Source organism: Paracoccus sp. R12_2 (assembly GCF_017744015.1).
Taxonomy (GTDB): Bacteria; Pseudomonadota; Alphaproteobacteria; order Rhodobacterales; family Rhodobacteraceae; genus Paracoccus.
Map to the genome: position 1 here is coordinate 69,110 of NZ_JAGHRA010000005.1, position 24,398 is coordinate 93,507.

20 protein-coding genes, 1 tRNA gene and 1 pseudogene are annotated in these 24,398 nt (G+C 65.0%); 12 read left to right on the forward strand and 10 right to left on the reverse strand.

Translation table 11 applies throughout. The features are described from left to right. Positions 1–6: 6 nt before the first annotated feature. The 3 genes from J7359_RS08045 to J7359_RS08055 are packed head-to-tail and all read left to right on the forward strand — an operon-like array spanning position 7 to position 3,068. The gene (locus J7359_RS08045; RefSeq protein WP_209056127.1) at positions 7–939 is read left to right on the forward strand and encodes a TIM barrel protein; all 933 of its coding nucleotides are present in this window, start codon (positions 7–9) and stop codon (positions 937–939) included. 27 nt (positions 940–966) lie between these two features. After that, positions 967–2,109 (forward strand): iron-containing alcohol dehydrogenase, encoded by a 1,143-nt coding sequence (locus J7359_RS08050; protein ID WP_209056128.1) that lies wholly within the window; start codon positions 967–969, stop codon positions 2,107–2,109. Continuing rightward, entirely contained in the window at positions 2,109–3,068 is a 960-nt protein-coding gene (locus J7359_RS08055) for a sugar-binding transcriptional regulator (RefSeq protein ID WP_209056129.1), read from the forward strand. The genes J7359_RS08050 and J7359_RS08055 overlap by 1 nt, the downstream gene beginning before the upstream one ends. 135 nt (positions 3,069–3,203) lie before the next feature. On the opposite strand, the gene tkt is transcribed toward J7359_RS08055, so the two are convergent. Then, complete coding sequence (gene tkt / locus J7359_RS08060; protein ID WP_209056130.1) at positions 3,204–5,234, reverse strand: transketolase; 2,031 nt, start codon at positions 5,232–5,234, stop codon at positions 3,204–3,206. A gap of 147 nt (positions 5,235–5,381) precedes the next feature. Here tkt and J7359_RS08065 point away from each other — a divergent pair, with 147 nt between their 5' ends. The 5 genes from J7359_RS08065 to fba are packed head-to-tail and all read left to right on the forward strand — an operon-like array spanning position 5,382 to position 9,434. Next, the gene (locus tag J7359_RS08065) at positions 5,382–6,161 is read left to right on the forward strand and encodes a DeoR/GlpR family DNA-binding transcription regulator (protein WP_209056131.1); all 780 of its coding nucleotides are present in this window, start codon (positions 5,382–5,384) and stop codon (positions 6,159–6,161) included. Between the two features lie 4 nt (positions 6,162–6,165). Beyond that, entirely contained in the window at positions 6,166–6,924 is a 759-nt protein-coding gene (locus tag J7359_RS08070; protein WP_209056132.1) for a triose-phosphate isomerase, read from the forward strand. Positions 6,925–6,936: 12 nt separating this feature from the next. Beyond that, entirely contained in the window at positions 6,937–7,398 is a 462-nt protein-coding gene (locus J7359_RS08075; RefSeq protein WP_209056133.1) for an RpiB/LacA/LacB family sugar-phosphate isomerase, read from the forward strand. 18 nt (positions 7,399–7,416) lie between these two features. Beyond that, positions 7,417–8,394: a class 1 fructose-bisphosphatase gene (locus J7359_RS08080; RefSeq protein WP_209056134.1), complete on the forward strand. Its 978-nt coding sequence runs from the start codon at positions 7,417–7,419 to the stop codon at positions 8,392–8,394. Between the two features lie 5 nt (positions 8,395–8,399). Beyond that, positions 8,400–9,434: a class II fructose-bisphosphate aldolase gene (gene fba, locus J7359_RS08085; RefSeq protein ID WP_209056135.1), complete on the forward strand. Its 1,035-nt coding sequence runs from the start codon at positions 8,400–8,402 to the stop codon at positions 9,432–9,434. A 7-nt stretch (positions 9,435–9,441) separates the two neighbouring features. Here fba and J7359_RS08090 read toward each other — a convergent pair whose 3' ends face one another. Together J7359_RS08090 and tig are read right to left on the reverse strand one after the other, a co-directional pair. Beyond that, positions 9,442–9,864: a DUF1489 domain-containing protein gene (locus tag J7359_RS08090; protein ID WP_209056136.1), complete on the reverse strand. Its 423-nt coding sequence runs from the start codon at positions 9,862–9,864 to the stop codon at positions 9,442–9,444. A 175-nt stretch (positions 9,865–10,039) separates the two neighbouring features. After that, entirely contained in the window at positions 10,040–11,374 is a 1,335-nt protein-coding gene (tig, locus tag J7359_RS08095) for a trigger factor (RefSeq protein WP_209056263.1), read from the reverse strand. Between the two features lie 171 nt (positions 11,375–11,545). On the opposite strand from tig, the gene J7359_RS19895 reads away from it, so the two are divergent. Beyond that, complete coding sequence (locus J7359_RS19895; protein ID WP_247740264.1) at positions 11,546–11,932, forward strand: hypothetical protein; 387 nt, start codon at positions 11,546–11,548, stop codon at positions 11,930–11,932. A 35-nt stretch (positions 11,933–11,967) separates the two neighbouring features. On the opposite strand, the gene J7359_RS08105 is transcribed toward J7359_RS19895, so the two are convergent. The 7 genes and pseudogenes from J7359_RS08105 to fdnG all read right to left on the reverse strand — a co-directional run bounded on the left by J7359_RS08105 (position 11,968) and on the right by fdnG (position 21,032). After that, positions 11,968–12,063 (reverse strand) — tRNA-Sec (locus J7359_RS08105). A gap of 96 nt (positions 12,064–12,159) precedes the next feature. Further along, positions 12,160–13,968 (reverse strand): annotated as a pseudogene (selB, locus tag J7359_RS08110) (selenocysteine-specific translation elongation factor); the annotation flags it as partial. Continuing rightward, entirely contained in the window at positions 13,965–15,341 is a 1,377-nt protein-coding gene (gene selA, locus J7359_RS08115) for an L-seryl-tRNA(Sec) selenium transferase (RefSeq protein ID WP_209056137.1), read from the reverse strand. The pseudogene selB and the gene selA, both read right to left, overlap by 4 nt. Next, entirely contained in the window at positions 15,341–16,255 is a 915-nt protein-coding gene (gene fdhE, locus J7359_RS08120) for a formate dehydrogenase accessory protein FdhE (protein ID WP_209056138.1), read from the reverse strand. The genes selA and fdhE overlap by 1 nt, the downstream gene beginning before the upstream one ends. Before the next feature lie 45 nt (positions 16,256–16,300). Further along, the gene (locus tag J7359_RS08125) at positions 16,301–16,987 is read right to left on the reverse strand and encodes a formate dehydrogenase subunit gamma (RefSeq protein ID WP_209056139.1); all 687 of its coding nucleotides are present in this window, start codon (positions 16,985–16,987) and stop codon (positions 16,301–16,303) included. Then, positions 16,987–17,952: a formate dehydrogenase subunit beta gene (fdxH, locus tag J7359_RS08130; RefSeq protein ID WP_209056140.1), complete on the reverse strand. Its 966-nt coding sequence runs from the start codon at positions 17,950–17,952 to the stop codon at positions 16,987–16,989. Before fdxH ends, J7359_RS08125 begins: the two co-directional genes overlap by 1 nt. Further along, on the reverse strand, positions 17,949–21,032 hold the full coding sequence (fdnG, locus tag J7359_RS08135) for a formate dehydrogenase-N subunit alpha (RefSeq protein WP_280637493.1): 3,084 nt from the start codon (positions 21,030–21,032) through the stop codon (positions 17,949–17,951). Before fdnG ends, fdxH begins: the two co-directional genes overlap by 4 nt. 323 nt (positions 21,033–21,355) lie before the next feature. Between fdnG and J7359_RS08145 the strand changes: the two genes are divergently transcribed. From J7359_RS08145 to J7359_RS08155, 3 genes are read left to right on the forward strand one after another with little or no spacing between them, the layout of a single operon-like run. After that, positions 21,356–22,222: a putative selenate ABC transporter substrate-binding protein gene (locus tag J7359_RS08145; RefSeq protein WP_247740266.1), complete on the forward strand. Its 867-nt coding sequence runs from the start codon at positions 21,356–21,358 to the stop codon at positions 22,220–22,222. A 5-nt stretch (positions 22,223–22,227) separates the two neighbouring features. Next, positions 22,228–22,884 carry an ATP-binding cassette domain-containing protein gene (locus J7359_RS08150; RefSeq protein WP_209056143.1) on the forward strand — a complete coding sequence of 219 codons (657 nt, stop codon included), beginning with the start codon at positions 22,228–22,230 and terminating at the stop codon, positions 22,882–22,884. Next, positions 22,874–24,388, forward strand: a complete 1,515-nt coding sequence (locus J7359_RS08155; protein WP_247740267.1) for an ABC transporter permease — start codon at positions 22,874–22,876, stop codon at positions 24,386–24,388. The genes J7359_RS08150 and J7359_RS08155 overlap by 11 nt, the downstream gene beginning before the upstream one ends. The last annotated feature ends 10 nt before the right edge of the window (positions 24,389–24,398 follow it).

Consider the following 24,398-nt stretch of genomic DNA (forward strand, 5'->3'; position numbering starts at 1 on the left):
AACAACATGCCCCTGACGCTGTCCCTGAACACCAATCCGCTGGTCAATCGCTTTGCCGATCCCGATGACCTGATCGATACGGTCGCCCGTGATCTGCGGATCCGCGACCTGCAACTGACCCATGAGTTCATCAATCCGTCATGGCCCGCCCCGGTCATCCGGCGGCTGACCCGGCAGATGGGTGCGGCGCTGGATCGCACCGGCGTGCGCGTGACCAGCGGCATGACCGGCCCCTACGGGCGGCTGAACCATTTCGGTCATCCCGACCGCGATGTGCGCCGCTACTATGTGGACTGGTTCAAGACCTTCGCGGATATCACCGCAGATCTTGGCGGAACCAGCGTCGGCACCCAGTTCGCGATCTTCACCTATCGCGATTACGATGACCCGGCGCGGCGCGAAGATCTGATCCGCATCGCCATCGATTGCTGGGCCGAGGTCGCCGCCCACGCCAAGGCCGCCGGTCTGGACTATGTCTTCTGGGAACCGATGAGCATCGGGCGGGAGTTCGGCGAGACGATATCCGAATGCATGACGCTGCAGCACCGGCTGACGGCGGCCGATATGGCGGTGCCGATGTGGATGATGGCTGACATCGACCACGGCGATGTGACCAGCGACAATCCCGATGACTACGATCCCTATGCATGGGCGCGCGCCGTTCCGAAGGTCAGCCCGATCATCCACATCAAGCAGTCGCTGATGGACAAGGGGGGGCATCGCCCTTTTACCGCCGATTTCAACGCACGCGGCCGCATCCAGCCGGCGCCATTGCTTGCGGCCCTTGCCGAAGGCGGCGCGACCGACAACGAGATCTGCCTTGAACTCAGCTTCAAGGAGCGAGAGCCGAACGATCGCGAAGTGATCCCCCAGATCGCCGAAAGCGTCGCTTTCTGGGCGCCGCATATCGACACAGGGGCCGATAAGCTGAATATCTGAGCCGACGAGAATTTGCAGGAGCGACAGATGCAGCAATTTGCCTTTGCCACCGCCACCGAGATCCTGTTCGGCCGGGGGCAGGCGGACAGCGCACCGTCAAGGATCGCGGCGCTGGGACGTGCCGTGCTTCTGGTTCATGGCAGCAACCCGGCGCGCAGCGCCGGCTTGCGCGCGGGGCTTGAGGCAAGCGGCTGCCACGTCACCGGATTTGCCGTTGCCCGGGAACCCGACATGGCGATGATCGAGGCAGGCGTTGCTGCGGCACGTGCGGGGGGCGCGCAGGTCGTGGTGGCGATGGGGGGCGGGGCGGTCATCGATTCCGGCAAGGCGGTTGCGGCGCTCATGCCCGCGACGCGCCCCATGCTGGATTATCTCGAGGTGGTCGGGCGCGGTCTGGCGCTGGATCACGCGCCCTTGCCCTTTGTCGCGATGCCGACGACGGCGGGCACCGGGGCCGAGGTCACGCGAAACGCGGTGATCGGCGTGCCGGAACACCACCGCAAGGTTAGCCTGCGCGATGTGCGCATGCTGCCGCGCCTTGCCTTCGTCGACCCCGCGCTGACCGATGGCTGTCCGCGGGCCGTGACGCTTGCCTCGGGGCTGGATGCGATCACCCAGGTGATCGAACCCTATGTCAGCACCCGGGCCAACCCGATGACAGATGCCCTGTGCCGCGATGCGATCCCGCGCGGACTGGCCGCCATTCGTCGTTTGATCGAGGCAGAGGACCCTGCCGCGCGCGACGAGATGGCCTGGGTCAGCCTGTGCGGCGGGTTGGCGCTGGCCAATGCCGGGCTTGGTGCGGTGCATGGCCTGGCCGGTCCGTTGGGTGGCCTGACAGGCGCCCCGCACGGCGCGATCTGCGGAACGCTGCTGCCGCATGTGCTGATCGCGAATCGTGGCGCGGTCGTGGACGCCGGACGGCTGGACCAGGTCGGGCGCTGGATCGGACAGGCTTTCGAGATGCCCGAAGCATCCCTGGCCCAGGCGGCCATGGCCCTGTCCGACTGGTCTCGGGCCGCCGGGCTTCCGTCATTGCGCGAACTTGGTATCGACAGCACGGCGCAGGACGCGGCCGCCACGGCCGCCGCTGCGTCGTCGTCGATGAAGGCGAACCCGGCGGTCCTGTCGCCGGACGATCTGCGCGCGCTGATGCAGGCCGCCGGCTGATGGCGCGCGGCGGCGGGATCGATCCGGAACAAAGCCTCGCGATACGCGCTGCATGGCTGCATTACGCTGGCGGGCTGACACAGGCGGCGGTCGCCAAGCGGCTTGGCCTGCCGTCGGTCAAGGCACACCGGCTGATCGCGCGGGCGGTCGCGGATGGAGTGGTCAAGATGTCCATCGACGGCGAAATCGTCGAATGCGCGATGCTGGAGGACCGGCTATGCACGCGATACGGACTTGATTACTGCGAGGTCGCGCCGGATCTGGGCGAGGACGGCATTCCGCTGCGCGCCCTGGGCCTAGCCGGCGCAGCCTTCCTGCGTCGCCAGATCGAACGGGGCGAGCATCCGGTGATCGGCCTTGGCCACGGGCGGACACTTGCGGCGGCGGTGCATCAGTTGCCCCGTTTCGACGCAAGCAACGCAAGATTCGTGTCCCTGCTTGGGGGCCTGACGCGCAACTACGCGGCCAATCCCCATGACGTGATGCATCGCCTTGCCGAAAAGACCGGGGCGCAGGCATTCGTGCTGCCGGTGCCGTTCTTCGCGAATTCCGAGAAGGATCGGGCGGTATTGCTGGCGCAGCCCGGCGTGCGCGAGATCTTCGATCTGTCGAATGCCGCGTCGTTGAAGATCGCGGGGATGGGCACGGCGGATGCGGGGGCGCAACTGGTCGCTTCGGGGATGATCGAACCGCGCGAGATCGCCGAGATCGAGGCGGCGGGGGGCATGGGCGAGATGCTGGGACATTTCTTCGACGCGAAGGGGCGGGTGCTGCACACCACGCTGTCGGCGCGTACGCTGTCCGTGGATCTGTCCGGTCCGGCAGGCAGCCGGATCGTGGTGATCGCCGGGGGACCGGCCAAGGTCGCGGGACTGCGGGCTGTCCTGAACAGCGGCCATGTCAACGGTCTGATCACCGATGAACTGACCGCCACTGCCCTGGTCGGCGACCAGATCTGAGATACCCCCTTTGTGACCGATGAAGGGGTCGGGCCGGGCAAAGCCCGGCCCGGTCGTTGCCACTGGGCCCCGGGCGCGTGCTTTCGCGCGCGCAAGGAAAGGCGTCGAGGCCGCGAGGGCAGCCCCGGCGCGAGGTTACTTGCCAGCCAGCGCCTTCGCGCGCGCGATGATCGCGTCGCTGGTGATGCCGAATTCGCGATAGAGACGGTCGATGGGGGCCGAAGCGCCAAAGCCGGTCATGCCGATCACGTCATCCTCGCTGGCGACATAGCGGGTCCAGCCGAACTTGCCCGCCGCCTCGATGGCGATGCGCGGGGCGTCGCCAAGGGTGGCCTTGCGGTAGTCATGAGGCTGGGCATCGAACAGCTCCCACGACGGCATCGAGACGACGGCGACATTCATGCCGTCCTGATGCATCGTCTCGGCGGCCTCGACGGCCAGCGCGACCTCGGTGCCGGTGGCGATCAGGGTCACGTCGCGGCCCTCGCCGAACTGGCGGATGACATAGGCGCCCTTCGCGGTCAGGTTCTCCTCCCCAGACTCGGTCCGCAATTGCGGCACGTCCTGACGCGACAGCGCCAGAAGCGACGGAACCTTGCGGTTGCGGATCGCGATATCCCACGCCTCCAGCGTCTCGACCGTGTCGGCGGGACGCAGGACCGTCAGGCCAGGGATGGCGCGGAGGGATGCAAGATGCTCGATCGGCTGGTGGGTCGGGCCATCCTCGCCCAGACCGATACTGTCATGCGTCATCACATAGATCGTGCCGATGCCCATCAGCGCCGACAGGCGGATCGCGTTGCGGGCATAGTCCGAGAACACAAGGAACGTCCCGCCATAGGGGATGAAGCCGCCGTGCAGCGCGATGCCGTTCATCGCCGCCGCCATGCCGAATTCGCGCACGCCATAGCCGATGTAGCGGCCGGGCGCCTCGCGGGAATACTGGCTGTCCACGGCTTTGACGCGGGTCAGGTTCGATCCGGTCAGATCGGCCGATCCACCGATCATCTCGGGCACGGCCTCGGTCAGCGGCTCCAGCGCCATCTGGCTGGCCTTGCGAGTCGCGGCCTTTTTCGGTTCTGCGAACAGCCGGTCGCGCGCGGCCTTGACGACGGAATCGTAGTCGGCGGGCAGTGCGCCCGACAGGCGGCGGGTGAATTCGGCTTGCAGATCCGTCGATTTGGCTGCGAGCCGTTCTTCCCAAGCGGTCCGGGCATCGGCGCCGCGCGCGCCGATCCTGCGCCATTCGGCTGCAAGATCTGCCGGAATGTCGAAGGGGGCCGCAGACCAGCCAAGCGCCTCTTTCGTCAGCCCGGCCTCGTCTGCACCAAGCGGCGCGCCGTGGACGGAATAGGTGCCGGCCTTGTTGGGCGAGCCGAAACCGATCACCGTCTTCATCGCGATCAGCGAGGGTTTACCGGTTTCGGCCTTCGCAGCCGTGATCGCGGCGTCCAGCGCGCGGCCGTCATGACCGTCGCAGGATTGCACATGCCATCCGCAGGCGGCCAGGCGGGCGGGCACGTCCTCGGAAAAGCTGATCGAGGTCGGGCCGTCGATGGTGATGCTGTTGTCGTCGTAAAGCACGATCAGCTTGCCCAGCCCCAGGTGACCGGCAAGGCTGATCGCCTCTTGCCCGATACCTTCCTGCAGGCAGCCATCGCCTAGGAAGACATAGGTATGGTGATCGACCAGATCGTCGCCGAACTCGGCCGCCAGCCGGCGTTCGGCCAGCGCCATGCCGACCGCCATCGCCAGGCCCTGACCCAGCGGACCCGTGGTCAGTTCAATCCCCTTGGCATGGCCGTATTCGGGGTGGCCTGCCGTGATCGCGCCCCATTGCCGGAAGTTCTTGACCTGATCCAGCGTCATGTCCTCATAGCCGGTCAGGTGCAGCAGGCTGTATTGCAGCATCGAGGCATGGCCGTTCGACAGCACGAAACGGTCGCGATCCGGCCAGTCAGGGTTGGATGCGTCGAATTTCAGATGGTTGCGGAACAGCACGGTCGCGGCATCCGCCATCCCCATCGGCGCGCCGGGGTGGCCGGAATTGGCGGCGTTCACGGCGTCGATCGATAGCGCGCGAATGCAGTTTGCCAAGGCAAAGTTTTCCGGGTCCAGTGCGGCCTTTTCGGCGATTGCAGGGTCTTTCGGGGTATCCAAGGGCATGTTCGGTCCTCCTGTGTTGCGATGGTGATACCCGCGGACGCGAAAAATCACAAGATAAAATCACAAAGTCACAAAAATTATGTTGCATTGTGTGATATGGGTGTTAGAAACATCATAAGGCGAAACGGAATTGGCCAGGAGGTTGCCGTGAAACGCGACGAGCGCAGACAGGCCATCATGGATATTCTGGTCGAAGACCGGGCCGTCGATCTGGACGATCTGGCTGACCGTTTCGCGGTGTCGAAAATGACGATCCACCGCGATCTGGACGATCTTGAGCAGGCCGGGCTGCTGCGCAAGGTGCGCGGCGGCGCCACCATCGAGGCGGGCACCCAATTCGAAAGCGATTTCCGCATTCGCGAGTTGCAGGACAGCAGCGCCAAGTCGCGAATGGCCCATGTCGCGCTGGATCTGGTCGAGCCGGGGATGAGCGTCATGGTCAATGACGGCTCGATGGCGTCGCTGCTGGGGGCGCGGCTGGCGGACAAGGCGCCATTGACCGTCATCACCAACAACGCCGCAGTGCTGGATCATCTGAAGGATGCGCCACGGGTCACGCTGATTGCGCTGGGGGGGGGCTACAGTGCCAAGTTCAACGGCTATTTCGGGCTGGTGACCGAATATGCGCTGGCCCGGCTGCGCGCTGATATCGCCTTCATTTCGACCCCAGCGCTTGCGGGACTGCAGGCCTTCCACATGGACGAACCCGTGGTGCGGGCCAAGCGCGCCATGATGGCCGGGGCCGAACGCAGCGTGCTGCTGGTCAATCATCAGCGTTTCGGACGCCCGGCCCTGCACCTGCTGGCCGATCTGTCCGAATTCGACGCCATCATCACCGACGCGCCCCCGGCGCCCGAAGATCGTGCGGCGCTGGATCGCGCGGGCATCGCCCTGACAATCGCCAGCGCCCGAGCCACCGAGGATTGACGACATGACGTTCTGGATCGGAACAAGCTGGAAGATGAACAAGACGCTGGCCGAGGCGCGCGACTTTGCCGAAGGGCTGGCCGCCGCCGATGCCGATCGCGACGACCGGATTCAACGCTTTGTGATCCCGCCCTTTACCGCCGTGCGCGAGGTCAAGGCGATGCTGGACCGGACCAGCGTCAAGGTCGGGGCGCAGAACATGCATTGGGCCGATGAGGGTGCCTGGACCGGCGAGGTCAGCCCGGTGATGCTGAACGACTGCAACCTCGACATCGTCGAACTGGGCCACAGCGAACGCCGCGAACATTTTGGGGAAACCGATGAAACCGTCGGGCTGAAGACAGAGGCCGCGGTTCGTCACGGGCTGATCCCGCTGATCTGCATCGGTGAAACACTTGCCGAACGCGAGGCGGGCCGCGCCCAGGACGTGCTGGAGGCGCAGGTGCGTGGTGCGTTGGGGCGGCTGACAGACGATCAGAAAGCGGCGCCGATCCTTCTGGCCTATGAACCGGTCTGGGCCATCGGCGTGAACGGAATTCCCGCGACTTCGGATTATGCCGATGCGCGGCAGGCCGAGATCACGGCGGTTGCCCGGAACGTCCTGGGTCGCAAGCTACCCTGCCTCTATGGCGGCTCGGTCAATCCCGAGAACTGCGAAGAACTGATCCAATGCCCGCATATCGACGGGCTGTTCATCGGACGCTCGGCCTGGAAGGTCGAGGGATATCTGGACATTCTGGCGCGCTGCGCCGCGAAAATCTGAAGGAGTGACGACATGAAACTGGCTATCGCAGGCGACAGCGCGGGCGAAGGTCTGGCCAAGGTTCTGGCCGATTACCTGATGGACAAGCACGAGGTGTCTGAAATCAGCCGGACCGACGCTGGTCCGGATGCGTTCTATGCCAACCTGTCCGACCGGGTGGCGTCGCAGGTTCTGGACGGCACCTATGACCGCGCGATCCTGGTCTGTGGCACCGGCATCGGCGTTTGCATCGCGGCCAACAAAGTGCCGGGCATCCGCGCCGCGCTGACCCATGACACCTATTCGGCGGAGCGCGCCGCGCTGTCGAACAACGCGCAGATCATCACCATGGGCGCCCGTGTCATCGGGGCCGAGGTCGCCAAGACCATCGCCGATGCCTGGCTGGCCGAGACGATGAATTTCGACGCTGCCGGCAAATCGGCCGGCAACGTGAATGCCATCGACCAGGTCGATGCGAAATACAACAAGGGCTGAGGCCCCCGGAACGTCGCCATGCTGACACTGCCCGATGACGGTCCCGCGCGGGGCCGGCCGATCCATGATGCGCTGACGCAGGACGGGCCCGACGCTGTCGTGCTGGCACTGGCGCAGGCCCTGCCGCCGCTGGCCGCGCGTCTTGCGGCGGGGCGGCTGCATGGCGATCCCGAGGCCATCGTCGGCATCAATGACAGCGGCGACAAGCAGAAGGCGCTGGATGTCGCGGCCCACTACCACATGCTGGACGCGCTGCGCACAGTTGGCGTCCGACAGGTTCTGTCGGAAGAGGCGGAAGACATCATCAGCCTGAACGACGACGGACTATTCGACGTCGCCATCGATCCGATAGACGGATCGGGCAGCATAGGCGTCGGCGCACCGTTGGGGATGTTGTTTTCGGTCCTGCCTGCCGCGCCAGCGGGATTCCTGCGCACCGGCCGGTCCATCGTGGCGGCGGGATATGCGTCCTTCGGGCATTCGCTGGATTTCGGCTGGTCGGTCGGACAGGGCGTTCAGATCGCGGGGTTCGACGCGGCGGCGGGCCATTTCCGCGTGGTCCGGGATGACGTGACGCTGAAACCCGCCACCTCGACCATCGCTTATAACGCCTCGAACGAACGGCACTGGTCGCCGGGTCTGCAGGCATGGCTGCGCGATCTGCGCGCGGGTGCCGATGGGCCGCGAGGGCGCGATTTCAACATGCGCTGGCTGGCGGCCGCCGTGGGCGAGTTGCACCGTATCCTTCTGAAGGGCGGCGCATTTCTTTACCCCTCCGATGGCCGCGCAGGATATGAGCATGGCCGTTTGCGGCTGATCTACGAATGCGCGCCCATCGCCTTTCTGATCGAACAGGCGGGCGGTGCGGCCAGTGACGGGCAGCGACCGGTCCTCGACCGCCGGCCGCGCGGGCTGCACGACTTCACTCCCCTGATCTTCGGCGCCACGGACGAGGTGGACACGATCCTCGCCTATCTCGCCGGCAACAAAGGATAGATCCGATGGCCATGATTACGCTTCGCCAGCTTCTGGACCACGCCGCCGAGCACGGCTACGCGGTGCCGGCGTTCAACATCAACAACATGGAACAGGGGCTTGCGGTGATGCAGGCGGCTGCCCGGACCGACAGCCCGGTGATCCTTCAGGCCAGCCGCGGGGCGCGGTCCTATGCCAACGATCAGGTGCTGGCCGGGCTGATCGCGGGGTTGGCGCGTGCCTTTCCGCAAATTCCCCTGTGCATGCATCTGGATCATGGCAACGGCCTGCCGACCTGCGCGACGGCGATCCAGAACGGCTTTACCAGCGTGATGATGGATGGCAGCCTGAAATCCGACGGCAAGACGCCTGCCGATTACGACTATAACCGCGACATCACCGCGCGCGTCGTCGAGATGGCCCATGCCTGCGGCGTGTCGGTCGAGGGTGAACTGGGCGTGCTGGGCAGCCTTGAAACCGGGATGGGCGATCAGGAAGACGGCCACGGCGCGACCGAGAAACTGTCCGAGGATCAGCTTCTGACCGACCCCGACGAGGCCGCGCGTTTCGTGGCTGATACCGGCGTTGACGCGCTGGCCGTCGCGATGGGGACCAGCCACGGCGCCTATAAATTCACCCGTCAGCCTGATGGCCAGATCCTTGCGATGCATGTCATCGAGGCGATCCACGCGCGGATTCCGAACACCCATCTGGTCATGCACGGATCGTCCTCGGTTCCCGAGGATCTTCAGCAGATCATCAATTCCCATGGTGGCGACATTCGCCCGACCTGGGGCGTCCCCGTCGAGGAGATCCAGCGCGGCATCCGGTTCGGTGTGCGCAAGGTCAATATCGACACGGACAGCCGATTGGCGATGACCGCCGCGATCCGCAAGACCTTGACTGAAGACCCGTCCGAGTTCGACCCGCGCAAGTATCTGAAACCGGCAATGGCGATGATGGCCGAGATGTGCCAGCAGCGATTCGAGGCATTCGGGACGGCTGGAAACGCCTCGAAGATCCTGCCGCTTACGCTGGCTGAAATGGCAGCGCGTTACTGAGCGTCATTCAGACCAGCCCCATCTCGGACAAGGCTGCTGCCACGCTTGGCGGCAGCGCTTCTTCGGCGTCGCGGCCTTCCGGCAGGTCGGCGGGCGCGTCCTTTCCGTCCAGATAGCGCCAGCCCTGAAACGGTCTTCGGGGAACGGCGCCGACCCGCACCAGATCGCGATCTAGGACAAGCGCGCAGCGCCGGATCCCGTCGTCACCGATCCGCTCGTCCAGCCTCAGGATTCGCTGTCGCGCCAGGATCACACCCTTGAAGACCCAATAGATCGATCCGCCGTCCAGCAACTCGGCCTCTCGCCTGGGCCACATGCGTGTGACATGGCAGGCAGGCGCGTCGCCGAACCGTTGCTGCTGCCAGCGCAGCAGGTCATCAGGCCCTTCGGCACCGACGCACAGCTTCATGAGATTGAGGGAACCGGACATGAGCGCAAGATAGGTCCGGCGACGCGGACCCGCAAGCGCGCCTAAGGCTTCTTCTTTGCGCAACTATCCCTGACGAAGGCTTCGGCCTGTCGGGAAACGCGGCCGCGGGATGGCGTGAAAAGAAGAAAGCCGCGGCGGGGGCCGCGGCTTTCGGGGAATGCCAGTCAGGCGCGGATCAAAGTTCGTCCAGCGCCTCGACAGCCTTTTCCAGCTCTTCCTTGCTGACCTGCTTTTCCTCGACCTTCGCCTGCTCGGCGATGTGATCGACGACCTTGTCTTCGAAGATCGGGGCGCGCAGCTGTTGCTGGGCGGCCTGGTTCTGCTGGACAAATTCGAAGAACGCGCGTTCCTGGCCCGGATACTGGCGCGCGGCCTGCAGCACGGCCTGGGTCATTTCCTGATCGCTCACCTGCACTTCGGCGTTCTGACCGATTTCGGCCAGCAGCAGGCCCAGACGGACGCGGCGCTCGGCCAGTTTCTTGTGCTCGTCGGTGGCTTCGATTTCGCCGTGGTTGTGGCCCTGCTCCTCGGGATGTTCCTCGTGCCACAGCTGGTGGGCGATCTGTCCGGCCTCGGCCTCGACCAGCGATTCGGGCAGATCGAATTTCACCTGATCGTCAAGCTGGTCCAGCAGGGCGCGCTTCATGATCGCGCGCGCCGCGCCAGCATATTCCTGTTCCAGCCGCTCGGCGATCTGCTTCTTCAGACCGTCAAGATCCTCGGCGCCGTATTTCTTGGCCAGCTCGTCGTCGACCTCGGCGGGCTTGGGGGCCTTCACGGCCTTGATCTTGCATTCGAAGGTTGCGTCCTTGCCGGCCAGATGCGGCGCGCCGTATTCGTCGGGGAATTTGACGTTGACGGTAACGTCTTCGTCCATCTTCGCGCCGACAAGCTGTTCCTCGAAGCCGGGGATGAAGCTGTTCGATCCCAGGACCAGCGGATAATCCTCGGCCGAGCCGCCTTCGAACGCCTCGCCATCCACGAAGCCCTTGAAGTCGATCACGACCTGATCGCCGTCCTTGGCCTTGCTGCCCTTGCGGCGGTCGTCAAAGTTCTGGGCCGATTTCGCAAGATTTTCCAGCGCCTCGTCGATCGCGGACTGTTCTGCGGGAACGCTCAGCTTTTCCAGCTTCAGCTTGGCCAGATCGACCTCGGGGATCTCGGGCAGGGATTCGTACGAGACGTTGACGACGACATCGTCGCCCTCTTTCCAGGTCTCGCCGTTCTCCATCTCGATCTTGGGCTGGGCGGCGGGACGGTCGCCCGATTCCTCAAGATGCTTGCGCAGTGCGCCGTCGATGGCTTCCTGCATGGCATCGCCCATGATGCGCTGGCCGAATTGCTTCTTCAGCATCGCCATCGGGACCTTGCCCTTGCGGAAGCCCTTCATCTCGACCTCGGGCTGCGCCTCTTTCAGCTTGGCGTCGACCGTCTCGGCCAGCTCGGCGGCGGGCAGGGTGAACTGGTAGCCCCGCTTCAGACCTTCGTTCTGGGTTTCCTTGACCTGCATCATCGTCCTCATAGCAAGAAGGGCCGCCGGGTAGCGGCGGCCTGAAAATTTCCGCAGTTCTATTCTTCGGGGCCATGCTCTGCAAGCAGATAGCTTGGCGGCCGACGGAACCGTCGCGCGGCAACGGCGTTGCCCGTTAAAGCAATTCCCGGCACAAGAGGGGGCGAAGCCATGACAACCCATTCAATCCTGAAGTTCGGCGGTGTCGCGGCGGTCGCCCTGATGCTGGGTGGGACAGGCGCCTTGGCCCAGTCGCAGCCCGACGTTGCGACCGGCGGTGAATGCGCCGACGATGCGGGCGTCGCCTTGCCTGCGACACAGCCGCAGCCGTCCGATGACGGCACCGCGCCCGGCAATTCCGGCAGCACCGGCTGGACAGGCGGAACCGGTGGGTCACAGATCGGTACCAACTCGCAGGGTGCTGTGCCGTCCTCGGTGACGTGGCACGCCCCGACGGCGCGTGGGCTGGACCTGCAGGGACGGCCCGAACCCGCCGACCAGCCGCAGGACGCGCCGAAGCCCGCCTCGCAGGACTTGGCCGGCCTGCCCGACTGCTAGGGTAAGCCGCCGCCCCCCGTCTCTGTGCGTGAAACTGGCGGAAGGGAATGGGAGTCGAACCCACCCGGGACAGGCTCGCTGCCCCAACCGGTTTTGAAGACCGGCCGCCCCACCGGGGACGATTCCCTTCCGGATGCGCCGAACAGATCCACCCTGTGCGGATTGATGCGACGCAGATCGCCCCGGCGCAAGGTCACGCCGAGACGGTCGAAGAAATCAAGGATCTCGATGGCCACCTTGCGACCGTTCATGACGCGATCGCGAAAGCCAGGCGCGCTGAACCAGCCATCCTCTGACGCGGCTGCCACGTCCTGTGCGATCTCGACCATCTCGGCCGTGACGGCGCGCGCGAAGAAATGGTCGCGTGCGATCTGATCGGTTCGGCCCAGCTTCTGGGCCAGTTTCATGACGCGACGTATCTCGCGTTCGTCGATGTCCAGTTCGCCCGCGAAATCGCGGACACGCGGCGGCCGAAAGCGGTTCTCGCCGATCAGCGTGGGAGCGATGCGAGCCCACAGGGCCTCGTCTTCTGGAGACAACTTCACCTCGTGCCCCGGCAGGCGCACAAAGGCGCCATCCAGCACGACGTGGCAAGCTTCCGCCTCGGACTGAAGGAACACCAGATATGCAGGCTTGGGCAGCCTGGGGTGCAGCGATAGCCGCAGCTTCTCACGGCCCAGACCCGGCAGATCCGGGTTCGCCTCGTGAAATTGGGAAAGGTTTCCGGACAATTGTGTGCGCAGGGCATTCAACTGCGCGCCTGACAAGGCAAGCTCGCCAATACGTTCGGCAGAACTGATCGAGATCGCGTCATCGCGCGCGTCCTTGGACAGGCCCCGATCACGGGTAAAGACGTTCAGATCGACCGGCGCGATGGCCAGCATCGCAGACAGTGCCTGGGCCGGATCCTGGGCCGTTGCCGCAGCGATCAGGGCAAGCCGATCCGGCGCGCGGCGTTTTCGCGCCGGCCCGCGCAGGTCGAGGAACAATCCCCCGCCGATGGTCCTGCTGGCCGACACGTCACGCAGGATGAACCGGTCCAGCACCAACGCGGCGACAGGCCGATCCAGGACGATCTGCACCGGTCCGCTGCCGCCCGGTGGGATCGGATCTGCCAGCGGCACGATCCGCGCCCCGGCCTCTGTCGCGTGGCTGTGCAGACGGGCAGGAAACCAGGTGCCGATGGGCTTCGGCTCGGTCGGCAGTACGGTGAGGGTTGCGTCGATCCGGTCGGTCGGCGCGTGCAGGCCCGGTGCCAGAATGACATCGCCGCGGCGGATCGCCGCTTTCGTGACATGCTCGCCCGCAAGGTTCAGCGCGCAACGCTGTCCCGCCAATCCCTGGGTCGCCTCGCGGTTCTGTGCGTGGATGCCACGGACCCGCGCGGCAAGGCCCGACGGGCTGACCATCACCTGATCGCCGACAGCAACGCGGCCGTTGACGACAGTGCCCGTCACCACCGTGCCCGTTCCGGCCAACGTGAAACTGCGGTCCACCGCAAGGCGCAGCGGACCTTCGGCGCGGCGCGCGGCGGTCCCGGCCTCTGCGTCCCGCAGCGCGAGGCGCAGGGCCCTTATCCCGTTTCCGTCCCGCGAGGAAACGGGCAGTATCGGCGCATCCGCCAGCCCGGTTCCCGCGATCGCGGAACGGATCTGTGCCGTCACCTGTGCTTGCCGTGCGGCATCGGCAAGATCGCACTTGGTCAGCGCCACGATCCCCTGCGTGATTCCCAGCAGATCAAGGATCGCCAGATGTTCACGCGTCTGCGGCATCACCCCGTCATCCGCGGCGACGACCAGCAAGGCCATGTCGATGCCGCCCGCCCCCGCCAGCATGGTGTGGATCAGACGTTCATGCCCCGGCACATCCACAAATCCGGTGATCGCGCCACCCCCCAGATCTGCATAGGCGAAGCCCAGGTCGATGGTGATGCCGCGTGCCTTTTCCTCGGCCAGACGGTCGGCGTCGGTGCCCGTCAGGGCCTTGACCAGCGCTGTCTTGCCGTGGTCGATATGGCCTGCCGTTCCGACGATCATAGCGCCGCCATCGCGTCCAGCAGGGGGTTGTCGTCATCAAGGCAGCGCAGGTCAAGGATCAGTGCGCCGTCCCGGATATGACCGATGACCGGGCACGGCAGGGTGCGCAGACGCACCGACAGGCGGTCCGGTGCGTCCCCGCCCTGGCCGGTCAGCCGCAACCCGGCCGACGGGATCGTGTCGACCGGCAGGGCGCCCGAACCGATCTGGCTGGCGCAGTCGCATGGTCGGGCTGCATATCCCAGCGGTTCAAGCAGCGCGGCGATCTTCGGGGCAAGTCGCGCCGCCTGCGCGGCGATCTGATCGTGCGGCCGCGACAGGTGGCGCAGGGTGGGCAAACGTGCGGCCAGACGGTCCGGGTCGCGGTACAGCCGCAGCGTCGCCTGCAGCGCGGCGATGCGGATCTTGTCCAGCCGCAGCGCACGCTTCAGCGGGTTCTTGTTGATCTGCGCGATCAGGTCGCGACGCCCCACGATAAACCCCGCCTGCGGCCCACCCAGCAGCTTGTCGCCCGAGAATGTGACCAAATCGGCGCCCTCGGCCACCGCCTCGGCAACGGTCGGTTCGCGCCGAAGCCCATAGGCGGACAGATCGACCAGCGATCCAGCGCCCAGATCGTTCAACAGCGGTATGCCCGCCGCCCGGGCGATCCCTGACAGTTGCGGCGCGGGCACTTCGGACGTGAACCCCTGGATGCGGTAGTTCGATGTGTGCACCTTCATGATCACGCCGGTATCGGCGGTGATCGCGCTTTCGTAGTCGCGCGGATGGGTGCGGTTTGTGGTGCCCACCTCGACCAGCCGTGTTCCAGCGCGGGCCATGATGTCGGGCATTCTGAACGCGCCACCGATCTCGATCAGTTCCCCGCGCGAGACGATCCCCTCGCGCCCCTGACCGAAGGTGTTCAGCGCGATCAGCACCGCGGCGGCGTTGTTGTTGACGATGGTTGCGTCCTCGGCGCCGGTCAGTTCGCGCAGCAATCCGCGCAGATGATCGTCACGCTGGCCGCGTCCACCGCCGTCAAGATCGAATTCCAACGGCAGCGGCGCGGCCATCGCGGTGCGGGCGGCCTCGATCGCCTCGGGCGCAAGAATCGCGCGGCCCAGATTGGTGTGCAGTACCGTTCCCGACAGGTTCAGCATCGGGCGCAGCGTGGGTCGCGCAGCCTGGGCTAGGTCGGCCGCCAGAAGATCCGGCAGCCGGGCGGCCTGATCGTCGCCGCTGGCGCCATCGCGGATCGCCACCCGTGCCGCGTCCAGTCGGGCGCGCGCGGCGGTGGTGACCGCAGTGCGTCCATGTTCCGCGATCAGCGTCTGTCCGATGTCCGACTGCAGAAGCTGATCGACCGAGGGCAGGGCGCGAAACCCCGTCATCAATACCCCGCCAGATAGGGGTTCACCCCCCCACGACCGAAGCCGGTTTCCTTCATCAGAAGGTCCAGCCCCAGACTGCCGACGTCGTCGGCGATCGGATCGAGGCTGTGATTCCTGCCCAGATACAGGATCTTGACCCAGCTATCGCATTCGGAACAGATTTCAGCCTTCACCGCCGCCTCGTCCGTTTCGACCGAGCGGTAGCTGATGCCCTTGGTCGATCCGCAGCACAGGCACTTGATCCGCACCTCGTTCCATTGCGTCGCGCAGCAGGCGCAGGTGGCATAGCGCACATTCTCGATGCCCTGCGCCGCCATCACGCTGGATGTCGCGGGACGACCGCCGCAGGTCGGGCAGGTGCCAGCGCGGATCGGGACCAGCGATGATGCATCCAGCGATGCGGCCAGCCGCGCCATGTGAACCTGCACTGCCGCAGCGGCAAACAAATGCGGGGCGGCGCTGTCTTCCGGGATGCGATCCGACAGGAGGTTTTCCAGCAGCCAGTGCCGGTCCGCCAGATCCGAGGCCAGCACCGCCTGCAGCGCCAGTTTCGCAGGCTGCGGCATGTCCAGCGCCTGCGCCTGATCGGACAGCGTCATCAGTGTTTCGTGCAGCACCTCATCGCTCGCCAGAGCCTCGCGATCAATGGGCGGCATGCGATAGGTGCGGGCCTGTTCGATCCGTTCGGTCGGGATCGGATCGGGTTCGGGCAGTTCATCGACCAGACGCGCCTGCAGCGCGGTCAGTTCGCCAAGGAAGGCAAGATAGGGGCCAAGTCGGGGATCGTGTTCGGCCAGAAACAGGAACCGCCGCGCGCGCGTCGCGAACAGGCGGTCCGGATCGGGCAGGAATGCCAGCGGCGGCGTCGGAACGCCACCGATGACGGAAGGGTCGGGCTGAATGGAAGTCGCCATGATCACTCCGGGCCGGACCGGCCACTGAGGGTTGCGTTGCCGAAACTATTCTGCCGGTCCCTTGCTGGAACGTCCAGCGACCTCGCGCAGCCATTTGCGATGATGCCGCCATGCCCAACCGCCGGTGACATCGCCGCGTGTCATCGCGCGCAGCGTGCCGCGCACCCAGAAGGCCGCGAACACATGCAGGATGAAGACAAGGATGATCGCCACGGCGGCCAGCGCGTGAACCAGTGTCGCGACGCGGCGCACCGGGATCGACACCAGACCGGCGAAATACTGCTGCCACATCATGATGCCGGACACGATCAGCACCACGATCAGCACCGACATCGCCCAGAAGATGAATTTCTGTCCGGCGTTGTACTTGCCCATCTCGGGCAATCGCTCTTCGTGGCCGGTCGCGACATCTCCGATCCGCGACACCCAGGTGGTGTCCTCGGGCTTGGGCAGGTTCAGCCGCCACATCTGCAGGAACAGCAGAAGGAAGCTGAAGAACAGCACCACGCCGATGATCGGATGAAGCCAGCGCGCGATCTGTCCGCCGCCGAACAGGCCGGTCAGGAAGTAGAGATGGGGTGAAAAGAACGCCAGGCCCGACAGCGCCAGGACGATCAGCGACAGCGCCGTCACCCAGTGGTTCAACCGTGTGATGCCGCGATAGCGACTGACGCGAACCGGGGCGGTGCTTTCGATGTGATCCGCGGGGTCGGAATAGAATGGCTTGTGCATCAGATCCCCTCCCGGTCCTGCACCAGCCGTTCGGCGGCCTCTTCCTCTTCGGGTTCGACCTTGTTGCGGGTGAACAGGCCCATCAGGACGGCGCCCGCCGCCGCGACGCCCATCGCTGCCATGCCGGCGGTCTTGGTGACGCCCTTCCAGCCTTCGACAATGGGCGAGATGCGCGGGTTTTCAGCCAGGTTGCTGTAAATCGAGGGCTTGTCCGCGTGGTGCAGAACATAGAAGACATGCGTGCCGCCGACGCCTTTGGGATCGTAGATCCCGGCGTTCTCGTAGCCGCGCGACTTCAGATCCTCGACCCGTTCATTGGCCAGCGCCGTCATGTCGTCCTTGGTGCCGAAGGTGATCGCCTTTGTCGGGCAGGCCTTGGCGCAGGCAGGCCCCTGGCCGACGGCGACCCGATCCGAACACAGGGTGCATTTGTAGCTTTTGTGATCGACCTTGCTGATGCGGGGAATGTCGAACGGACAGCCGGTCACGCAATAACCGCAGCCGATGCAGTTGTCGTGGATGAAGTCCACGATGCCGTTCGAATACTGCACGATCGCGCCGGGGGCGGGACAGGCCTTCAGGCAGCCCGGATCCTCGCAATGCATGCAACCATCCTTGCGGATCAGCCATTCCAGTTCGTTGGTTGCGGGGTTTTCCCATTCGCTGAACCGCATCAGGGTGAACATGTCCGGCGTCAGATCATGCGGGTTTTCGTAGCTGCCGATATTCTCGCCGATCTCGGGATGGGTATCGTTCCATTCCACGCAGGCCGACTGGCACGCCTTGCAGCCGATGCATTTGCTGACGTCGATCAGCTTGGCGACCTTGGTCAGTTGCCGCGTCGGCTGTGGCACATCCGGCGTGGCCGAGATTCGGACCACGTCGGAGGGAAGCAAGTTCGATTCAAGCGGCTGGACGGGCGGGTTCGCCGCCGCGGTCGTGGGTTGAGGTGCGGTATCGCTCATGCCACCGGCTCCTCTGCTGCGGGTTCGATATTGACGAGGAACGCCTTGAATTCCGGCGTTTCCACGTTCGCGTCACCGACGAACGGCGTCAGACTGTTCGGCCCCCAGCCCTTCTTGGCGGCACCCATGAAGCCCCAGTGCAGCGGAATGCCCACGACATGGACGGTCTTTCCGTCGCACTGCATCGGCTTGATCCGCTTGGTCACCACGGCCTTGGCCCAGACCTGTCCCCGCTTGCCCCAGACACGCACCCGGCTGCCGCCGGTGATGCCCTTCTCGGCCGCCAGTTCCTGGCTGATCTCGACGAAGAACTCGGGCTGCAACGAGGCGTTCACCTTGTTGTGCTTGGTCCAGTAGTGGAAATGTTCCGTCAGCCGGTAGGACGTGGCGACGAACGGAAACTCTTCGCTGGTCGCGAATTGCTCGGCGTCGTCCACGAAGACCCGGCTGACCGGGTTGCCGCGCATCTTCGGGTTCAGGACATTCGCGATCGGGCTTTCGAACGGCTCCATATGCGTGGGGAAGGGGCCGTCCCGCATCATTCCGCGGGTGAACAGGCGCGATGTGCCCTCCTGGTTCATGATGAAGGGCATGACCTCGCCCGGCTTCGACGTCACGCCGATATCGGGCACGTCATAGCCTTCCCACTTCTCGCCGGTCCATTCGATCAGCTTGCGATCGGGATCCCACGGCTTGCCCTGCATGTCGGCCGAGGCGCGGTTATACAGGATGCGGCGATTGACCGGCCATGAATAGGACCAGTTCAGGAACATGCCGGCATCGCCGGGATCGGAATTGTCCCGCCGCGCCATGTTGTTGCCATCCTCGTTCCAGCAACCCGAGAAGATCCAGCAGCCGCACATCGTCGAGCCGTCGTCCTGCAACTGGGTGAAGTTCTTCACCTGCTTGCCGGCGGCCACCAGTGTAGTGCCGGGATTGGCCGGATCCTCGATGTCGCGCAGCGCGCGGCCATTCATTTCCTTGGCCAGTTCCTCGGGCTTGGGATCCAGCGGATCGGCATAGTTCCAGCTTAGGTTCAGGATCGGCTCGGGAAACACCCCGCCTTCATCCTGATAAAGCTTGCGCAGCTTCTGGAACAGGTTGGCCATGATCCAGGTGTCGTTCTTCGCCTCGCCCGGAGGCGAGCCGCCCGGCCAGTGCCATTGCAGCCAACGGCCCGAATTGACCAGCGCGCCTTCGTCCTCGGCAAAGCAGGTCGTCGGCAGTTCCAGCACCTCGGTCTGGATCGAGGCGGAATCCACGTCATTGTACTGACCGTGGTTTTCCCAGAAATGCGCGGTCTCGGTCTCCAGCGGGTCCATCACGACCAGCAGTTTCAGCTTGGACAGCGCCTCGGTCAGCTTGGCCCGGTTGGGGAAGGCCATCAGCGGATTGAAGCCCTGGCAGAAATACAGGTTCACCTGCCCCTGCTTCATCAGCTCGAACATCCGCAGGACGTCATAGGTCGGCACGTCCAGCTTGGGCAGATAGTGGTAAGCCCAATCATTCTCGGCCGTGGCGGCATCGCCCCACATCGCCTTCATGAAGCTGACCATGAACTTGGAATAGTTCTGCCAATAGCTGGTCTGGCCCGGACGAAGCGGCTTGAATTCCCGCGTGGACATATAGGTCTGCCAGTCGGGTTCCCGTTCGGTCGGGATGTTCAGATAGCCGGGGATCAGGTTCGACATCAGGCCCAGATCGGTCAGGCCCTGGATATTCGAATGCCCCCGCAGCGCGTTCATCCCGCCGCCGCGCATGCCGATATTGCCCAGGATCAGCTGCAGCATCGCCATGCCGCGGATGTTCTGGGCGCCCTTGGAATGCTGCGTCCAGCCAAGCGCGTACATCGAGGTCATCACCCGCTCGGGCGCGCTGCATTCCCCGATCATCTCGCAGATCTGCAGATAGCGGTCCTTTGGCGTGCCGCAGACATTTTCCACGAATTCGGGTGTATAGACGTCGACATGCGCCTTGAGCAGGTTCCACACGCAGCGCGGATCCTGAAGGGTCATGTCCAGCTTGGCATAGCCGTCATCGCCGATCTGGTAATCCCAGTCCGCCTTGTCGTAGTCGCGCTTTTCCTCGTCATAGCCGCTGAAAAGCCCGTCGGACCAGCCGAAGCCGTCCTTCACCAGCAACGCGGCATTGGTGAAGTTGCGGACATATTCCCACTGTACCTTGTCGTTTTCGATGCACCAGCGGATCACCCCCATCAGGAAGGCGATGTCGCTGCCCGGACGGATCGGGGCATAATAATCCGACACCGAGGCAGTGCGGGTATAGCGCGGATCGACGACGATCAGCTTGGCGCCACGCGTCGCCTTGGCTTCGGTCACCCATTTGAAGCCGCAGGGATGGGCTTCGGCGGCGTTGCCGCCCATGACGATCACCAGATCGGTGTTCTTGATGTCGGTCCAGGCGTTGGTCATTGCGCCACGGCCAAATGTTGGAGCCAAACTGGCTACCGTAGGGCCGTGTCAGACGCGCGCCTGGTTGTCGAAGCCGACGATTCCCAGTGACCGGACGGCCTTGTAGGTCAGCCATGCGGTTTCGTTCGTGGTGGCGGAGGCCGCAAGGAACCCGGTCGTGGTCCAACGGTTGACCGGCACGCCGGCCTCGCTGACCTGCACCAGATTGGCGTCGCGGTCGTCCTTCATCGCGCGGGCGATCTTGTCCAGCGCTTCGTCCCAGGTGACATCCTGAAATTCGGTGGCGCCCGCTGCGCGATAGCGCGGCCGGGTCAGGCGTGTCGGGGCCTTGACGAAATCCTTCAGGGCCGCGCCTTTGGGACACAGCGTGCCGCGGTTCGTCGGATGGTCGGCGTCGCCTTCGATGTGCATGATCTCGGCGGTTTCGCCGGCTTTCACATCGCCCTTGGAATACATGATGATCCCGCAGGCGACCGAGCAGTAGGTACAGGTGTTGCGCGTTTCCGTTGTCGTGGTCAGCTTGAAAGCCCGCACATGCGCTGCTTCTGCCGCCTCTGCCTCGCCGAAGCCCATGGCCCCCAGCGAGGTCGCCGCAACCCCCGCACCTGCCAGCCTTAGAAAGCCGCGGCGCGTCAGGTCGATATTCATGGGACCCTCCACTTTGCCTGTCATGACGATAGGTACGCAATCATCGTGCGAAGGTGACTTTCGCGAGTCAAGAAAAACCATCCAGAACGATCCACTTGTGATTGAGCGCGCCGCTGGCAGCTTGTCGCGGCTTGCGGCGGGTCGCGGTGGACTGCTATTCTTTCCGCAGGCAGACCGATGCGCCGGCGGCGCTCGGGGCGGTGTCCTTCAAGATGCCGCACTCTCCGTCAGGGGTTTGTCGGGAGGATGAGTGGCGGCGCAACCCCAGCGCGCCAGGGTCCCCGTCCTTCCCGAACCCACAACAACGGCTGATGAGGTCCGCCATGCGTCTTTTGCCCCGCCTGTTCATGTCCGCCTTTGCGCTTGCCGCCATGCTTGGCAGCGCCCATGCGCAGGACACGTTGTATTTCTCGGCCATCCCGGACGAGGATGAGACGCGGTTGGCCGAACGCTTCGACAAGGTTGCCGATTACCTGTCCGAACAGCTTGATGTGCCGGTTCAGTTCGTGCCGGTGAAATCCTATCCTGCGGCGGTTACCGCATTCCGCAACGATCAGGTTCAGTTGGCATGGTTCGGTGGGTTGTCCGGCGTGCAGGCAAGGTTGCTGGTGCCCGAGGCCCGCGCGATCGCGCAAGGGGACGAGGATCAGACGTTCGTCAGCTATTTCATCGCCCATACCGATACCGGACTGACCGAATCCGCGGATTTTCCCGATGCGGCCAGCGGCATGTCCTTCACCTTCGGGGCCAAGACCTCGACCTCGGGGCGGCTGATGCCGGAATTCCATATCCGTCAGGAAACCGGCGATGCGCCCGAGGATTTCTTCGACCGCGTCGGATTCTCGGGCAATCACAGTCAGACCCTGCGATTGGTGGCGTCCGGCGCGTGGCAGATCGGCGCGCTGAACTTTGCCGTCTATGATCAGGCCGTTGCCGACGGCGCGCCCGAAATCGAGACCGCGAAGGTCATCTGGAAGACGCCGCCCTATCCCGACTATAACTGGACGATCCGGGGCGATGTGGATGCGCGTTGGGGGGAAGGGTTCGCCGACAAGGTCCAGGCCACATTGATCGGCATGGACGACCCCGATCTTCTGGCGGCGTTCCCGCGCACGCGGTTCATTGCGGCATCGAACGACGATTACGCCCCGATCGAGAAGGTCGGACGCGATCTGGGCCTGTTGGAGTAGGCCGCTTGCACCTGCTTGAGGCTGCGGATCTGGGCTATGGCGCCACGCCGGTGCTGCGTGGCGTCACCTTGCATGTCGCGGTGGGCGAAAGGTTGGTGTTGCTGGGCCGCAGCGGCGCGGGCAAGTCCACGCTGCTGGCTGCTGCCCGGCAGGCTTTGCTGGATCAGGGGCGACGGGTCGCGCTGGTTCCGCAGGATCATGCCCTGGTCCCGCAGCTTTCCGCGCTGCGCAACGTGCTTATGGGTCGGCTGGACGATCACGGCGCGGCGTATAATCTGGCCACGCTGATCCGCCCGCGCCGCGCCGATCGTGACGCGGCGATGGCGGTTCTGGATCAGGTCGGATTGCGCCCCGAGGCTGATCGTGCCGTCGAGACCCTGTCGGGCGGTCAGAAACAGCGCGTGGCGCTGGCCCGCGCGTTGTATCGCGGCGGGGATGTCCTGGTCGGTGACGAACCCTTGTCCGCCGTCGATCCCGCGCAGGCCGACACGCTGGCAGGGGTGATCCGCGACGCGTTCCCGACCGCCATTCTGGCCCTGCACGACGTTGACCTGGCCCTGGGTTTTGCGACGCGCCTGATCGGCCTGAAGTACGGGCAGCTGCTGCTGGACAGCGCGCCTGATATCCCGCGCGACCTGATCGAGGCACTCTATGCGCGCTGACCGGGTGTCGAGGCTTGGCATCGTCGCGGGGTTTCTGGCGGTCGCGGCGCTGTGCCTGCCCTTCGCCGATCTGCAGCAGGCCGGACACGACCCGTGGGCGGCGCTGGGGCGCATGGCCGCCGGGTTCCTGCGGCCCGATTTCGGTGCCGTCGAACAGATTTTCCGCTCGGTCGCGCTGACCATCGCCTTTGCGGTCGCGGGTGTCGTGGCGGGCGGCCTTGCTGGCCTGCTGATGGCACCATTCTATCGGTTTCGCGTGGTGCGCTGGACCTGCATCGCGCTGCGGTCCGTGCACGAGCTGTTCTGGGCGCTGATGCTGATGCAGGTGACCGGAATGGGTGTCGCCACCGGCGTTCTGGCCATCGCGCTGCCCTATGCGGGCATCTTCGCCAAGGTTCTGTCCGAAATCCTGGACGAGGCCGATCCGCGCCCTTCGGAATGGCTGGGATGCAGGGTGGATCCGCTCAGCCGGTTCCTTTGGGCGCGCGCACCGCTGGCCCGGCCCGAGATGGTGAACTATGCGCTTTATCGCCTGGAATGCGGGCTGCGGTCGTCGGCTGTTCTGGGCTTTATCGGTCTGCCCACGCTGGGGTTCCAACTGGACAGCTTCTTCAAGCAGGGCGAATACGGCGCGGCGGGGGCGATCATGGTGATCTACATCGCGCTGATCGCCTCGGTCCGTGTCTGGATGCGCCCGCGACTTGTCTGGCTGTGGCTGATCGCTGCCGTCGCGATGCTGGCGCAGGTCAAGGCGCCACCGATGGGGGCGGGGGTTCTTTGGCGGTTCCTGACACAGGATATCGTGCCCGCGCCCTTGCGGCAGGGCGATCCGGCAGGACTGTGGCCGTGGCTGTCCGAACTGATGCAGGACGCGATCCTGCCGGGACTGTTCGCGACGATGCTGGTCGCGCAGCTGGCGCTTGTTCTGGCCGGTCTGATCGCGTTCCTCGCCCAATCGCTGATCGTGCCGCGCGTGACCGGTCGCGCGGGTGCCATGCTGGGCCATCTGGTGCTGGTGATCCTGCGCAGCTTTCCCGAATACATGCTGGCCTATCTGTTCCTGCAGGTCTTCGGGCCGTCCATGCTGCCCGCGATCCTTGCGCTGGGTCTGCATAACGGTGCAATCATCGGGCACCTGCTGGGGCGGCAGGCCGCCGGGTTGGCCCTGCGCCCCGACGCCCCGACCGGCCTGACCCTGTGGGGGTGGGAAATCGTGCCGCGCCTGTTCGGCCAGTTCGTCGCGCTGTGTCTTTACCGGTGGGAAATCATCATCCGCGAAAGTGCCATCTTGGGCATTCTGGGGATCGCCACGTTGGGTTTCTATCTGGACGACGCCATCGCGGAACTGCGGCTGGATCGCGCGGTTGCGATCCTTGTCGCGACCGGACTTGTGACTGCTGGCATCGACACGCTGTCGCGCAAGCTGCGGGCAAGCCTTGGTGCGGGTCATTTGCGAACCCGACTGCGCAGGAACGAGGGCGGCAATCTTGCCGCCGCGATCTGACGCGCTTGAC